This is a genomic window from Stenotrophomonas sp. 112478_Sma, from assembly GCF_056479905.1.
On record NZ_CM151072.1, the window covers coordinates 537,564 to 551,396 of the forward strand.

A 13,833-nucleotide genomic window follows, 5' to 3' on the forward strand; every position below is an offset into this window, starting at 1 on the left:
CGGACAACCATGTCAAAGCTGATTTCCTACGCGCAGAATTTCGAAGACGTCATGCTCTGGCGCGCGCTGTCACATGTGGTCAATGGCTGCTATGTCGATGTGGGCGCACAGAGCCCCGACACCGACTCGGTAAGCCGGATGTTCTACGAGCATGGCTGGCGCGGCGTGCACGTGGAGCCCACGCCGCAGTATGCCAACCTGCTGCGCGATCGCCGGCCGGATGAGGTGGTGCTGCAGGTTGCCGTAAGCGATCAACCCGGGATACTGCAGTTCTTCAACATCGCCGATACCGGCCTGAGCACCACGGATCCGGCCATCGCTGCCGAACATCGGGAGGCGGGCTTCAACGTCTCCGACGTGCGTGTGCCGGCGCTGACGCTGGACACCGTGCTGGAGCAGGTGCCAGCCACCGACATCCACTGGTTGAAGGTCGACGTCGAGGGCGCCGAGGAACTGGTGCTGCGCGGCTGGCAGCGCGATACCCGCTTGCCCTGGCTGGTGGTGGTGGAAAGCACGCGTCCGCTGAGTTCGGAACAATCCCACCAGAACTGGGAACCGATCCTGCTCGACAAGGGGTACCGGTTCGTCTATTTCGACGGCCTCAACCGGTTCTACGCCAGTGCGCAGCATCCCGAACTGGATGCGGCATTCGAGAGCGGACCCAATGTGTTCGATGATTTCAGTCTGAGTTCGGGCTCGCAGTTCTGCTCGCAGATCAACCTGGCCTATCACGAACTGCAGACGCTGGCGGATCGACGCGAGGTCGAACTGAACGAGCGGATCCAGGATCTGGACGCGGCACTGCAGCGGGCGCAGGAAGAATCCGCCGAGGCAACCGAGCACAACGCCCGGGCAATGGAAAGGCTGCGCAGCGAGCACGAAGGCGCGGTCCGTGCGATGGCAGTGGCCCAGCGGGAACTGGTGAGCAAGCATGAGCGTGAGCGCAGCCTGCTCGACAGGAAGGCGCTGACCGAACTGCACGAGCTGACTGAGCAGGTCACCAAGGGCAAGCACGAGGCCCATCGTTGGTGGTTGGCGCATGAGCAGCTGCGCGCGCAGCTGGATGCGATCGAACGCAGCCGTTCGTGGCAGCTCACGCGGCCGTTCCGGGCCGTGCGCCGACGCCTGTCGTCCAGCGTGCTGGGCCGCATGAAACGTGCGCTGCGGCCGGCGGTCGTGCGCGCGCTGAAGGTCGCCATGGCCGCACCGTGGCTGCGCCGCCTGGCCAAGCCCCTGGTTACGCGCATTCCCTTCCTTCACCAGCGCCTGCAGAAGATCGCCATCAGCGAACAGCTGTTCGAGATCGAGCGGGCGCGATTGGCTGCAATGGAGGGCAACGAGCACGAAGTCACTGTCGTCCATCTGGATCGACGGGCCCGGCGCGTGCTGGAAGACCTGAAGCGTTCAAGGAATGAAAGGGCTGCCCGATGAGAGTGCTGATTGACCTGCAGGGTGCACAGACCGAGAGCCGATTCCGGGGCATCGGGCGCTATTCGACCTCGCTGGCGCAAGCGATGGCCCGCAATGCGGGCGACCATGAGATCTGGGTGGCGGTCAACGGCACCTTCCCCGATGGCATCGGCGACATCCGCCAGGCCCTGGATGGCCTGGTCCCGCAGGAACGGATCCGTCAGTTCGATACCTTCAGCCGGGTAGGCTGGCCGAACGCCGCGGATGCGTGGCGGCGTGGTGCATCCGAGCTGATGTGGGAAGCGTTCCTGGATGGGCTCCAGCCCGACTTCATCCACGTATCCAGCCTGTTCGAAGGTTCCCAGGGCGGTGCGGTCGGCTCGATCGGCAAGTTGCCGGGCGTACGGGCGGCGACTGCGCTGACCCTTTATGACCTGATTCCGCTGCTCAATCCCGACGTCTATCTGGCATCGGACTGGGTACGGTCCTGGTACATGGACAAGGTCGAGTCGCTCAAGCGCGCCGACCTGCTGCTGTCGATCTCCCAGCATGCCCGGCAGGAGGCATTGCAGGCGTTGGATATCGATCCGGCGCGTGTGGTCAACATCTCCTCGGCAATCTCGCCGCACTTCGTGCCGATGGCCATCGGCGAACGCGAGCAGACCCTGTTCCGCGAGCGCTTCGGCCTGCGTGGCCGCTACGTGATGTACAGCGGGGCAATGGAGCCGCGCAAGAATGCAGAGGGTCTGCTGCGGGCATTCTCCCTGATGGATCCGGCCGTACGTGCGTCGACGCAGCTGGTCATCGCCGGCAAAGTGTCCGAGCACGACCGCCGCAATTTCGATGTGCTGGCAGCGCAGCTCGGCGTCAGCAACCAGGTGGTGTTCACCGGCTATATCACCGACGAAGAGCTGATCGCGCTGTACAGCGCGACGGCGGCCTTCGTGTTCCCCTCGTTGCATGAAGGCTTTGGCCTGCCCGCGCTGGAGGCCATGTCCTGCGGAGCACCGACCATTGGCTCAGGCACGACCAGCATCCCCGAGGTGATCGGTCGTGAAGATGCGTTGTTCGATCCAACGGAGCCTGCTTCGATCGCCCGCTCCATGCAGAACGTCCTGACTGACACCGCATTCGCCGATTCCCTGCGTGCCCATGCTCCCCGACAGGCGGCGAAGTTCTCGTGGGACAATTCGGCCAAGGCCGCGCTGCAGGCCATGGAAGCGGTCGCATCGCGTCGTGCGCCACGCGATCGCCGCTGGGTCGCCGCGTCGCCTGCACTCGACGCCGGCTACCGCACCCTGGTCCAGGCGGTGGGTGGGCTGGACGTCGGCTGCGAGCCGGAACCCTTCGAACTGCAGCAGGCGGCAGCGCTGATCTCCTCCGGAATGGCGGCCAACGAGGCGCTCGCACGCGGCGGTGAGCTGCCCGCGTCGCTGTCCTGGCGCGTGGAAGGGCCATTCGACAGCAGCTACAGCCTGGCCCTGGTGAACCGTTGCCTCGCGGAAGCATTGGCCGATCGTGGCCACCGCGTGGGTCTGCATTCGACCGAGGGCCCGGGTGATTTCGATCCGTCACCGCAGTTCCTTGCGCGCAATCCGCGCGTGGCGGCGCTGCATGCTGCCGTGGCCGCGATCCCGGCCGACCAGGCCGATGTGACCAGCCGACTGCTGTATCCGCCACGGGTTGCCGATGCACGCGCAAGGATGAACCTGCTGCACGCCTATCCCTGGGAGGAGAGCGGTTTTCCGCAGGAGTGGGTCGAGGAGTTCAATGACAGCCTGCAGGGGATCTCCTGCGTTTCGCATCATGTCGAGAAGATCATGGTGGATAACGGCGTGTCGGTTCCCCTTGGCGTCTGCTGGAACGGCGTGGATCACTGGGAGCAGATTGTTGCCGATGCGACGTATCCGGTGCCGGGCAGGGGGTTCCGCTTCCTCCACGTGTCCTCGTGCTTCCCGCGCAAGGGCGTGGACGCGATGCTTCTGGCCTATGGCAAGGCGTTCAGCGCCGCCGACGATGTCAGCCTCGTCATCAAGACCTTCGCCAATCCACACAATGAAGTGCATCGCTGGCTGGCTGACGCACGCCGCGACAACCCGGATTATCCGGACGTGCACATCATCGAGGAGGACGTGAGCGACGCCCAGCTCAAGCATCTGTACGCGAGCTGCAACGCGCTGCTGGCGCCGAGCCGGGCTGAAGGCTTTGGCCTGCCATTGGCCGAAGCGATGCTGGGCGGCCTGCCGGTGATCACCACCAACTGGGGGGGGCAGCTGGATTTCTGCAGCGAAGAAACCGCCTGGATGGTGGATTACCGCTTCGTTCCGGCGCAGACCCACTTCAATCTGCGCAATTCGGTCTGGGCCGAACCCGATGTCGACGCGCTGGCCGCCGCAATGCGTGAGGTGCACGGCGCCGATCCGGCGCGTGTGCGGGACAAGGTCGAGGCCGCGCGGCGACTTCTGAAGTCGCGCTTCACGTGGTCCGATGCCGCGCGGAGACTGGAGCAGGACGTACGCGCGTTCGCGGCGCAGCCGACGCTGCCCGATGCGCGCGTCGGCTGGATCACGACCTGGAATACGCGCTGCGGCGTGGCCAGTTACGCAAGCTATCTCGTGGAGAGCGGCGGAACACCGGTGGCGATCCTGGCGGCCGAGGCCGATGACCGCACGTTCCGAGATGGGCCAGAGGTTGTCCGCTGCTGGCGGCAGGGCGAAGGCGACATGCTTGAGCGGCTGGAACAGCAGATCGAGCGTCTGAAGCTGGACACGCTGATCATCCAGTTCCAGTACGGCTTCTTTGACTTCCCCGCTTTCTCGGCCTTCCTTGAGCGGCAGCAGGCGGCCGGCAGGGGCCTGATCGTGATGATGCATGCAACCGTTGATGCCGCGGAGAATCCGCGCAAGCGGCTGCGCGACCTGGGGCCGGCACTGGCCGGCTGCGATCGCGTGCTGGTGCACTCCATACACGACCTCAACCGTCTCAAGGACATCGGCGTGGAGCGCAACACCGCGATGTTCCCGCACGGCATCCTGGAACCGGCTGAGCCGGCGGCGGCAAACACGGGCGCACGCCTGCGCGTCGTTTCCTACGGTTTCTTCCTGCCGCACAAGGGGTTGCTGGAACTGATCGACGCTGTTGCGTTGATGGTCGCCCAGGGCGTGGACGTCGAACTGGCGATGATCAATGCCGAGTATCCGGTGGATGTCTCGCGGCAGCAGATCGACCAGGCGGTGGCCCGGGTCGTGCAGCATGGCCTGCAGTCGCGTGTGCGGATGGTGACCCGTTTCCTGCGTGACCAGGAGAGCATGCAGGAGCTGGTGCAGGCCGATGTGGTGGTGTTCCCATACCAGGGCACCGGCGAATCCTCCAGCGCGGCAGTCCGCTACGGGCTGGCCTCAGGCCGCCCGGTGGCCGTCACGCCGCTGGCGATCTTCGACAACGTCGGCGACGTCGTTCACCGTCTGCCCGGGACCGCCCCGCCCGATCTTGCGGCCGGTCTGCGGCAACTGCTGCGTGCCAGCCGCGACGGCGATCCAGTGTTGGCCGATGTGCAGCAGCGTGCCGCACAATGGCGCGCCGAACACCGGTATCCTGCGCTGGCCCGCCGTCTGGACTCCATGGCTCGACAGATCCTCCGCACGCGTCGGCAGGCTCTGGCTGCAAATTCACTCAATCATCAGGACGAGAAGCAATGAAGAAGGCAATCATCACAGGCATCACGGGTCAGGACGGCGCCTATCTCACCCAGCTGCTGCTGGAGAAGGGCTATGAAGTCCACGGCACCTACCGCCGCACCAGCTCGGTCAATTTCTGGCGCCTGGATGAGCTGGGCGTGACCAACCACCCGAACCTGCACCTGGTGGAGTACGACCTGACCGACCTCGGCACGTCGCTGGCGATGGTGCAGAAGATCCAGCCGGACGAGATCTACAACCTGGCCGCACAGAGCTTCGTCGGCGTCAGCTTCGACCAGCCGACCACCACCGCGCAGATCACCGGCGTGGGTGCACTGAACCTGCTGGAAGCGATCCGCCTGGTCAATCCGAAGATCCGCTTCTACCAGGCGTCGACCTCGGAAATGTTCGGCAAGGTGCAGGCCGTGCCGCAGGTGGAGGACACCCCGTTCTACCCGCGCAGCCCGTACGGCGTGGCCAAGCTCTACGCGCACTGGATCACCGTCAACTACCGCGAGAGCTACGACATCTTCGGTTCCAGCGGCATCCTGTTCAACCACGAAAGCCCGCTGCGCGGGCGCGAGTTCGTGACCCGCAAGATCACCGACTCGGTTGCCAAGATCAAGCTGGGCCAGCTGGACGTCCTGGAACTGGGCAACCTGGACGCCAAGCGTGACTGGGGCTTCGCCAAGGAATACGTGGAAGGCATGTGGCGCATGCTGCAGGCCGAGCAGCCGGACACCTTCGTGCTGGCCACCAACCGTACCGAGACCGTGCGCGACTTCGTGGCGATGGCGTTCAAGGGCGCCGGCATCGATGTCGAGTTCAAGGGCAAGGACGTGGACGAAGTCGCGGTGGACACCGCCACCGGCAAGACCGTGATGCGCATCAATCCGAAGTTCCACCGCCCGGCCGAAGTCGATCTGCTGATCGGCAACCCGGAAAAGGCCGAGCGCATCCTTGGCTGGAAGCCGCAGACCAGCCTGGAACAGCTGTGCCAGATGATGGTCGAGGCTGACCTCAAGAGGAACGAGCGTGGCTTCTCGTTCTGAGTTGTCAGGCCAGCGCGTGCTGGTCACGGGGGCGTCCGGGTTCACCGGGCGCTACGTGATCGAGCGCCTGCGTGCTGCCGGTTGCGATGTGCATGATCTGCATTCCGGCGACACCGCAACGTCGGTCAATCTGCTCGACCGTGCTGCGCTCAAGCAGCACGTCGCCAGAGTGCGTCCGCAGCGCGTGGTCCATCTGGCTGCGATCTCGTTCGTCGCCCACGGTGATGCCGACGAGATCTACCGGGTCAACGTGGTGGGTACGCGCAATCTGCTGGAAGCGCTGGCGTCTCTGGACGAGGCGCCGAGCAATGTACTGCTGGCCAGCAGTGCCAATGTCTACGGCAACGCGTCCGGCGTGCTCGACGAGCAGGCGCCACTTTCGCCGCAGAACGACTACGCGGTCAGCAAGATGGCGATGGAGGCCATGGCGGCGCTGTGGATCGATCAGCTTCCGCTGACCCTGGTGCGTCCATTCAACTACACCGGCGTGGGCCAGGACGAGAAGTTCCTGATTCCGAAGATCGTGGCGCACTTCCGCCGCGGTGCCGATGTGATCGAGCTGGGCAACACCGATGTCTCGCGCGATTTCAATGACGTGCGGGGCGTGGCCGCTGCCTACGAAGGCCTGCTGGCACTGCCGGGCAATGGCCAGACCTACAACGTCTGCTCCGGCCAGGAGCATTCGCTGCATGAGGTCATCGAACGCATGCGTGGCATCTCCGGCCGCGACATCGAAGTGAAAGTGAATCCCGCCTTCGTCCGCGCCAACGAGGTCAAGTCGCTGCGTGGTGACAACGGCAAGCTGCGGGCCGCGGTCGGCTCATTGCCGGACTTCGATCTGGGCGAGACGCTTCGTTGGATGTACCAGGCCCGCGCGGAGGCCTGAAAGAGCGCGGGGTCCGCTTCGGCGGATCCCGCCTTCAGTGCAGGGAGAACACGCAGTGCATTATGTCTGGCAACTGATTGCGCCGGTATTGGCGATGTGTCTTGCTGTCATCGGCAGCTCGACTCTGCTGGCCGTCGCCGGCATCCGCGTGAGCCCGCATCTGCGGCGGATCGGGCCGGTCCAGGCGTTGCTGCTTGCGAGCGTGTGCGTACTGGCTCTGTTGATGAATGCCAATGCGTGGCTGCCCGGCTACGTGGTGTTTCCCTGTTTCCTGATCAGCGGGGCCGTGGGAGCCCTCGTGGCGCTTCGCCGTGGCTTCGCCGATCCGCTCGCCCATGCGTCGATCTGGGCGTTCACGATCAGTCTGCTTGCGGGCGTTCTGCTGGTCGCATGGTGGAATCTCATGTTCGCCTCCCGGCATCTGTGGATGCTTGAAGGCACCAATCATGATCTGGTGTTCTTCTACGGCGGTGCCAAATGGGCCATGCAACACCCGCTCTGGGTCGAGCAGGCCACGGTGGCCCGCGAGTGGGCGCTGGGGCAATGCGGTCAGGGCATGCAGTTCATCGGCAACGGCTGCATCGTGCAGCGCAATGGGGCGTACAGCCTGTTGGCACTGGCGTCCAGCTTCGTGCCGGAGGCAGGCCCAAACCAGGTGCGGGCGATGATCGGCACCGCCGCACTGTTCCCGGTGCTCGGCATGCTGCCCTCGATGGCAGGCCGCTTCGGCGGCGCGCGTCGCTGGCCGCGGGGAACCGCGGTGGCCTTCCTGCTGGCGGTGCTGTGCATGCTGGGTACCGGCATGATGCTTGCGGTGGTCAACGAGAACATCGGTACGGCGATGGCGGGCGCCCTGCTGATGATGATCGTGCTATGGGCACTTACGCCGATGCAGTCGCTGGGTGCAAAGTGGATCATGCTGGGTGCAGCCGCGGGCTGTACCGGCATGGCATACGGCGAAGCGGCGGTGCATGCGTGCATGATCGTGGCCCTGGCCGTACTGGTGACGGCCATGTGGCTGCGTTCCTGGCGGGTGTTCCTGCTGGGCGGCCTGCTGGCGATGCTGGCCTGCGCGATCGTCCTCAACCGGATGCTGCCCGAGCTGATGGCATCCTATGCCCAGGTCAGTGGCATCGTCGCGCAGTCGTCGTGGCCCAGCTGGTACATCCGGCAGCCCTTCTGGGGTTGGTGGCTGTCGGCTCCCTTCGCCGGCCTGTTGATGACCGGCGAACCTGCCGTGAATCCGGAAGCCATCATGCTCGGGCTGGTGCTGATGGTGTCCACTGCATGGCTTTCCATCCGGGAGGGACGCTGGCGGTTCTTCGTCGGCTTGCTGGCAGCCAGCATGGTGCTGGTTGCCTATGTGCAGAGCCATGGCTATCAGTACGGCGAGCACAAGCTGGTGCAGGTGCTCGGGCCGGCATGGGTGGCGCTGTTGAGCTGGCTTCTGCTGCGCCATGCGCGCCGTCGCGGCCGCACAGGTGTGGTACTGCTGCTGATGGCGACGCTGGGGGCGCTGTCGGCGGCCTACGCCGTGCGTTCGCGATCGATCCTGGTCTCGCATGTGCCTTCGGGTATCACCCATGCCCTCTCGGAAGCGATCAGGCTGCCGCAGAAGGGAGATGAGGTTGTCATCGACACGTCCGGGGTCAACGGGCCGGAGCGCTACGTCAAGCAGGACTTTGCTGTGCTGGAGCTGCATCGGCGCGGGGTGCGCGCGCGCATTGCCGACCGTGGCGACGCTCCGGTGGGGTACAGCGATGCCCTGTTCAATGACAGCCTGCGCGCTGCCGAATCACCCGATTGGCTGCTGGTACTCAGGCAGCCCGGAACGGGCCCAGCGCTGCCGCCGGGTACTGCCCCGCTCCTGGAAGATCCCACATTCGCATTGTTCTCGCTGCAGTCCGGTCAGTTGCCGCTGGCCCAGGCGGGTACGGGCTGGCACACCTGCGAACAGGATCACTGCTGGACCCGCGGCGCCTTCAGCCTTGAAACCTTCGTGCCCAAAGGATGTGCGGACGCACGACTGCAGGTTGATCTGGATCTGCTGCAGCCACCCGCCGAGGGACGTATCCATGTGACCGTCAACGGTGTGGAAGCAGCAACCGTCGACGGGCACCAGGGCGAGGTCAGTTTGTCGTTGGCCGGCGGCAGCTCGGTGGTCGTCCTCGCGCCGGATTGGCCGGTTGCGTCGCCGCAGGCGTTGGGTCTATCAACCGATCCCCGGCCTCTGTTCGCCAGCGTGTCCCACGCCCGCATCAGCTGCGGCGTGCCCGCCGAGCCGGCAGAATGACGGTCTTCGCAATCATCCATCGAACAGCGTCGGGCCACGGCCACGGCGCAAGAGGTCTCCCATGCAACTCCTGATCGTCTTCGGCCTGGTCATCCTCGGCGCCTGTGGAACCGTCCTGCTGAAGGTCGGGGCAGGGCGTGTCACCTATTCCGACGGCATCCTGCCGATGCTGACGTCCGCGTTCAACCTGCCACTGGTGACCGGCTTCATCCTGCAGATGATCCCGCTGGTGTCGTGGGTGGTGCTGCTCAAGTACATGCCACTGACCAAGCTGCAGCCGATGATCGCCCTGACCTACGTAGTGACACCGGTGCTTGCCGTGCTGTTCCTGGGCGAGCACATCGGTCCACTGCGGATGGCCGGCATCGGCCTGATCGTGCTGGGCGTGGTCCTGGTGAGCGCGAGCTGAGCATGAAGATCCTGATCGTCCTGACCTACTACACGCCCTATATGAGCGGGGTGACTGAATTCGCGCGGATGCTCGCCGAGGACCTGTCCCATCGCCACGAGGTCACCGTGCTCACCACCCAGCACGATGCATCCCTGCCGGTGGAAGAGACCATCAACGGCGTGCGCGTGGTGCGCGCACCGGTGTTCGCCCGCATGCACAAAGGCGTCCTGAGCTGGAAGTTCATCACCTGGTTCCGCCGACTGGCGCGGCAGCATGATGTGGTCAACCTGCATATGCCGATGCTGGAATCGGGCCTGCTGTCATTGCTGGTCCCCGCCCGCAAGCTGGTGGTGAACTACCAGTGCGACATGGCCGTGGTCGGTGGACTGCTGGACCGGCTGGCGGTGAACGTGACCCGTGTGTCCTGCTGGCTGGCCACGCGGCGCGCCCGTGATGTCGGGGTGCTTACCCACGATTACGCCAGCTCCTCGGCCTGGCTGTCCGGCATCCGCCACAAGCAGCATGAAGTGCTGGCACCGATGAAGGCGATGCCCTGGCAGGATCGCCCGGCGAGCACCGACGGGGTGTTCCGCTTTGGTTTCGTGGGCCGCTTCGTCGCCGAGAAAGGCCTGCCTGTCCTGCTGGACGCCTTCAGCCAGGTCCATGCCCTGCATGGCGACCGTGTCCGCCTGGTGCTGGTCGGCGATACCCACAACATCGCCGGCGGCGGCATCATGGATGCCATCCACGGCAGCATCGCCGCGCTGGGGGATGCGGTGGACGTGCGCGGTCGCGTCAGCGAACAGGAACTGCAGGCGTTCTATGCGCAGCTCGATGTGCTGGTACTGCCCAGCGTCAACCGCTATGAAGCGTTCGGCATGGTGCAGCTGGAGGCAATGCTCAGTGGTTCACGGGTGATCGCGTCGAACCTGCCGGGCGTGCGCACCATCGTGCAGAACACCGGCAATGGCGAAGTGGTGCCGGTCGGCGATGCGCCGGCACTGGCGGCAGCGATGCTGCGCCTGATGGCCAGCCGCGATGCGGCAAGCCGTGCCGAGGTACGCGCACGCGCACTGCAGGCCTATCCGCTGCGGCGCTTCTACGACCTGCAGGAAGCCATGCTGCTGGATCGCACCGGGCCCGAGCGTCCGGCCTGATCCCGCCTGGCTGGATTGCCACCGCTGCCTGCGGGCAGCGATGGAACCGTCATTCCCCGTGCTTGAATGACAGGCTGCGCGCCGGTGGCGCAGCGGTCATGTGCCTGATTCAGATTGCCGCCAGTACCGACAGGCCACCCACCAGCACCGTGATCAGGCTGCCGGGATCCTTCACTGCGAACACGACCGGGTCGTCATGCATCTGTCCACGGTGGGCAAGCAGCCAGGTCCGGCAGATCCAGTAGAGCAGGACCGGGCACAGCAGCCACAGGAACAGCGGATGCCCGTAGAGCTCCTGGCTTTCCGGCGCGTTGATGTACAGGCACAGCACCAGTACCGACGCCATGCCCGACGCGGTACCCAGGGCCTGTACCAGTCCCAGGTCCTCGACGTGGTAGCCACGCCCGCTGGGCTTCTCCTTGCCGCTGGCCAGCGTCATGCGCAGTTCGGTGTAGCGCTTGAGCATGGCCAGGCTGAGGAAGATGAACATCGAGAAGGTCAGCAGCCAGAACGAAAGCGTGACGTCGATTGCCGCGGCACCGCCGACGATGCGGATGGTGTAGAGCGCGGCCAGCATCACCACATCGATCATCACCACCTGCTTCATCCGCAGGGAATAGGCCAGGGTGAGGCAGAAATAGATGGCCAGTACCAGCAGGAATCCAGGGGCGACAATGGCCGCCAGCAGGAAGCCGGCCAGGGTCAGTACCGGCGTGGCCAGCAGCCCCGAACGCAGATCCAGCCGGCCACAGGCGAACGGGCGCTTGCGCTTGCGCGGATGCTGCCGGTCCGAGTCGAGGTCCAGCAGATCATTGAACAGATACACGCCGGATGCGCACAGCCCGAAGGCCATGAACGCCAGCACCGCGTTGAGCGTGGTCTCCAGCTCCAGGAAACGATGACTCGCCAGCAATGGCACGAATACCAGCACGTTCTTCAGCCACTGGTGGACACGCATCGCCTTGAGCCAGGCGCGTGGGCCGCCGCCTTCGCGGGGCCAGTGGGCGGCAAGCTCCGAACAGTGCGCCGCAGCGCGGGCGACACCGGCACTGGCGTTGACCACCCAGGCCGAATGCGAGTGCTTCCAGATGGCCAGATCGACCCGCGCGTTGCCCATGTAGTCGAAACCGCGCTCGCCGAACTGCTCCACCAGCAGATCGGCCTTGCGATGGCCGGCAAGATTGGTGTGTCCATCGCTGCAGAACACGTCGTCGAACACGCCCAGATGGCGCGCGATCGGCTCCACCAGTGCCGCGTCCGATGCCGTGCACAGGACCCGCCTGCGATCACTGCTGGTCCGCAGCAGTTCGACCACGCGCGGGTCATACGGCAGCAGTGCCGGATCGCCGGCACCGTGCACCGCCAGCTGGTGCTTCAGGTGCGCCTTGCCACGCAGCAGCCAGAACGGCAGCACGAACAGCATCCAGGGCTGCCGTGCCAGCATCCTCAGGAAGGTCTCGTACAACAGGTCGCTGCGCAGCAGGGTGCCGTCCAGATCAACACACAACGGCCTCGAACGGCCGGCACCCGAAGCACTCACCGATCAGCCTCCCGCGCGGCCGTACTGGTCTTCGAAACGAACGATATCGTCCTCGCCCAGGTAGCTGCCCGACTGCACTTCGATCAACTCCAGCGGCAGCTTGCCCGGGTTCTTCAGGCGATGGGTGACGCCCAACGGGATGTACGTGCTCTGGTTTTCCGACAGCAGGATGACCTCGTCGCCCCGGGTCACCTCGGCCGTGCCGCTGACCACGATCCAGTGCTCGGCGCGGTGGTGATGCATCTGCAGGCTCAGGGTCGCGCCCGGCTTGACGGTGATGCGCTTGACCTGGAAGCGGTCGCCGTTGTCGATGGAATCGTAGGCGCCCCACGGACGGTACACCTTGCGGTGCGCGGCAGCTTCACTGCGGCCCTCGCGCTTGATCCGGCCGACAATCTCCTTGACGTCCTGCACGCGGTCCTTGTGGCCGACGAACACGGCGTCGTCGGTCTCCACGACCACCACGTCCTGCAGGCCGACCATCGCGATCAGGCGGTTGCCATAGGCATAGCTGTCCTTGCAGTCCAGGGCGATGACATCGCCATGGCAGGCGTTGCCGTCGGCATCCTTGTCGGACACTTCCCACAATGCCGACCACGAGCCGACGTCATTCCATTCCGCGTCGAGCGGCACCACGGCGGCATCGGCGGTCTTTTCCATCACCGCGTAGTCGATCGAGTCGTTCGGGCTGGCAGCGAAGGCCTCGGCGTCGAGGCGGATGAAGTCGTTGTCGCGTGCGGCCTTGTCGAGCGCATTGCGGCAGGCGGCGAGGATCGCCGGCTGCAGCGTCTCCAGTTCCTTCAGGTAGCGCGAGGCCTTGAACAGGAACATGCCGCTGTTCCAGAAGTACTCGCCGGATGCCACGTACTGTTCGGCGGTAGCCAGGTCGGGCTTCTCGACGAAGCGGTCGACGGCACGCACGCCTTCACCGGTGGCGGCCTTGATGTAGCCGTAGCCGGTCTCCGGCGCCGTCGGCACGATGCCGAAGGTGACCAGCTTGCCGGATTCGGCCGCGACGGCGGCCTGCTTGACCGCGGCATGGAACGCCGCCTCGTTGCGGACCACGTGGTCCGACGGCAGCACCAGCAGCAGCGCGTCATCGCCGGCCGACAGTGCCTGCAGCGCGGCGATGGCGATCGCCGGCGCGGTGTTGCGGCCGACCGGCTCGAGGATCAGCGCCTGCGGCAGCACCTTGCATTCGCGCAGCTGCTCGGCCGCCATGAAACGGTGTTCCTGGTTGGCGACCACGATCGGTGCCGCGCCGGCAATCGACGCAACGCGCTTCCAGGTCGCCTGCAGCATCGTGTCGTTGCCGACCAGCGGCAGGAACTGCTTCGGATACGCTTCGCGCGACAGCGGCCACAGACGCGTGCCAGAGCCGCCGGAAAGAATGACGGGAACGATGGGATTCATGGTGCGTCCTTCGG

9 protein-coding genes are annotated in these 13,833 nt (G+C 65.3%); 7 read left to right on the forward strand and 2 right to left on the reverse strand.

Annotated elements, in window-relative coordinates:
• The first annotated feature begins 9 nt into the window (after positions 1–9).
• From ACZK08_RS02455 to ACZK08_RS02485, 7 genes are all read left to right on the forward strand, one after another.
• Positions 10–1,431: an FkbM family methyltransferase gene (locus ACZK08_RS02455; RefSeq protein WP_053516982.1), complete on the forward strand. Its 1,422-nt coding sequence runs from the start codon at positions 10–12 to the stop codon at positions 1,429–1,431.
• Entirely contained in the window at positions 1,428–5,108 is a 3,681-nt protein-coding gene (locus tag ACZK08_RS02460; protein ID WP_065182506.1) for a glycosyltransferase, read from the forward strand. The genes ACZK08_RS02455 and ACZK08_RS02460 overlap by 4 nt, the downstream gene beginning before the upstream one ends.
• Entirely contained in the window at positions 5,105–6,139 is a 1,035-nt protein-coding gene (gmd, locus tag ACZK08_RS02465; protein WP_053516980.1) for a GDP-mannose 4,6-dehydratase, read from the forward strand. Before ACZK08_RS02460 ends, gmd begins: the two co-directional genes overlap by 4 nt.
• Positions 6,123–7,025: a GDP-mannose 4,6-dehydratase gene (locus ACZK08_RS02470; RefSeq protein ID WP_053516979.1), complete on the forward strand. Its 903-nt coding sequence runs from the start codon at positions 6,123–6,125 to the stop codon at positions 7,023–7,025. The genes gmd and ACZK08_RS02470 overlap by 17 nt, the downstream gene beginning before the upstream one ends.
• Before the next feature lie 94 nt (positions 7,026–7,119).
• Positions 7,120–9,318 carry a hypothetical protein gene (locus ACZK08_RS02475; protein ID WP_065182505.1) on the forward strand — a complete coding sequence of 733 codons (2,199 nt, stop codon included), beginning with the start codon at positions 7,120–7,122 and terminating at the stop codon, positions 9,316–9,318.
• Between the two features lie 61 nt (positions 9,319–9,379).
• Positions 9,380–9,727, forward strand: a complete 348-nt coding sequence (locus ACZK08_RS02480; RefSeq protein WP_065182504.1) for an EamA family transporter — start codon at positions 9,380–9,382, stop codon at positions 9,725–9,727.
• A 2-nt stretch (positions 9,728–9,729) separates the two neighbouring features.
• Positions 9,730–10,866 carry a glycosyltransferase family 4 protein gene (locus ACZK08_RS02485; RefSeq protein WP_065182503.1) on the forward strand — a complete coding sequence of 379 codons (1,137 nt, stop codon included), beginning with the start codon at positions 9,730–9,732 and terminating at the stop codon, positions 10,864–10,866.
• Between the two features lie 109 nt (positions 10,867–10,975).
• Here the strand turns inward: ACZK08_RS02485 and ACZK08_RS02490 are convergent, their stop codons facing one another.
• Both ACZK08_RS02490 and ACZK08_RS02495 read right to left on the reverse strand, forming a co-directional pair.
• A complete protein-coding gene (locus tag ACZK08_RS02490; protein WP_231107788.1) occupies positions 10,976–12,373 on the reverse strand; it encodes a UbiA family prenyltransferase in 1,398 nt (465 codons plus the stop codon).
• 36 nt (positions 12,374–12,409) lie between these two features.
• Positions 12,410–13,819, reverse strand: a complete 1,410-nt coding sequence (locus tag ACZK08_RS02495) for a mannose-1-phosphate guanylyltransferase/mannose-6-phosphate isomerase (protein ID WP_065175349.1) — start codon at positions 13,817–13,819, stop codon at positions 12,410–12,412.
• Between the last annotated feature and the right edge of the window lie 14 nt (positions 13,820–13,833).